This is a genomic window from Pelovirga sp. (assembly GCF_059864205.1).
Map to the genome: position 1 here is coordinate 1 of NZ_JCBCBS010000044.1, position 1,741 is coordinate 1,741.

The following is a 1,741-nucleotide window of genomic DNA, read 5'->3' on the forward strand; positions in this document are numbered from 1 at the left end:
AGCTTTTCAATAAATCCCGGCAAACCAGTTGGAGCATGGTGAATTTTTTTCGTGGAAACCCTGACGATTAAATTTAAGGAGAAAGGCATATGAAGTCTCAGACAGCTAGAGGGGTCGTTAACAAGTATTTAAAAATGTTACCTCTGATTTTTCTGGCGCAGTTGATTTTTCTGGCGTCAGTTTTTGCTGTCGAAAATCATCCCGATTACCCGCTGCTGCCATTAGAAGAAATGCGGATCGCTGTCTATACAAAGGCGTTTGCCGAGCGTTTCGGATTGCCTGCTCCTGATCCGGGTACAGAGCCGGACGGTGGGTTGGAGGCCATCGAGTTTGCAATTGAAAAGGGTCGGTTCGCCCCATATTACTATCTCAATATCTATCTGTATGTGGACAGCTCTCTGCCCATCAAATACCCGGAGGAGGGGGTTGCGGGTGAGAAATATATGTTGATTTCAGCCACACATTTTTTTGGAAGAACGCATGAACAATGGAAGAAATGGTCTCTTGAGGACAGGCGCTATTCAACAAATCTTGATGGGAAATACAATCGCAAAGCTAATCTGGCCACAATGGATTATATCCCTCGTAAGAAAGGCGCGACGACAAGTCTCTATTACCGGGAGTTTCACAAGGATATTCTGCCTGGATTGGCCTATATCAAACTCGACTGCTCGCCGCCCTCTGTCATGATCGACAGACCTATAAATAATGTCGGTATTTGGCTACAAGTGGACAGTCAAGTGGACTATCGAAGCCATATCGAAGTTGATACGGATGACTTTTTAAAGTTTGTCATCCCCGATGGTGTGTTTAAAGAGGTGAGAAAAAAAAGCCTTACGGCACGAAAGGCGAATGAAACAATCGATATATTAATGCGTGAAGCAAAACAGGCTGTTAAATAACCTTAAAGGAGGGGGATGATGAGTTATTCTAACCAGCTATTGAATGCCAACCTCAGTGAAAAAGCCTACACCAATTGGACTCAATCGGACATTGAGAACTCTACCGTTGCTTATACCGATGCAAATGGTCACAACTGGACCGTGTACGCCGTTTCTGAAAGCACAGGCTATGACAATGGATTTTTCGGAGTTGCTTTTAGAAATGAAGACACAAAAGAAGTTGTTGTTTCTTACAGGGGAACGGACGGACCGCGAGATATCACGTCAGATCTTCAGATTGCTTTTGGCGTGAACGTGCCCAATCAATACCATAATGCCAAACAGTTCTATGATGACGTAAAACGTAAAACTGTCGACGACAATTATCAATCCCCCGGTGTAACCGGCCATTCCCTAGGCGGCGCCTTGGCACAACTGGTTGGTGCGGTGACCGGAGCGGAGACCTACACCTATAATGCACCGGGCGTTAAAAGCATCCTGGAAAACAACCCTTACACCTTCGGGGATCTTGCTGGCCAAACATTTGAAAATATTGTGAATTACAATGCCAATTTCGATTTCATCAACAAGGTCGGCAAACAAATCGGAACCAGTTATGATACCCCCATTTCGTCGATGGGCCCGATCCCGGATTGGTTGGAACCGCTCATTGCAAGGATGAATCCAGCCCTTGCGATCTATTATTACCTCAACCAGCACAGCAGGAAAGCCCTCATCGACAGCCTCCAACAGAGCTTTGACTCAGCACAACTACAGGCTTCTCCCATCATCCTCGACCTTGACGGCAACGGTATCAACACGGTTGGTTTTGACGCCGGGGTGCAATTTGACCATGACGG

At 46.1% G+C, this 1,741-nt stretch carries 2 protein-coding genes; both read left to right on the plus strand.

The annotated features are described in order from the left end of the window. The first annotated feature begins 89 nt into the window (after window positions 1–89). Window positions 90–902 (plus strand): hypothetical protein, encoded by an 813-nt coding sequence (locus AC6F7T_RS02380; RefSeq protein WP_500716367.1) that lies wholly within the window; start codon window positions 90–92, stop codon window positions 900–902. A 15-nt stretch (window positions 903–917) separates the two neighbouring features. Continuing rightward, window positions 918–1,741: Tle-like phospholipase domain-containing protein (locus tag AC6F7T_RS02385; RefSeq protein WP_500716368.1), on the plus strand; the 824-nt coding region annotated here is incomplete at its 3' end.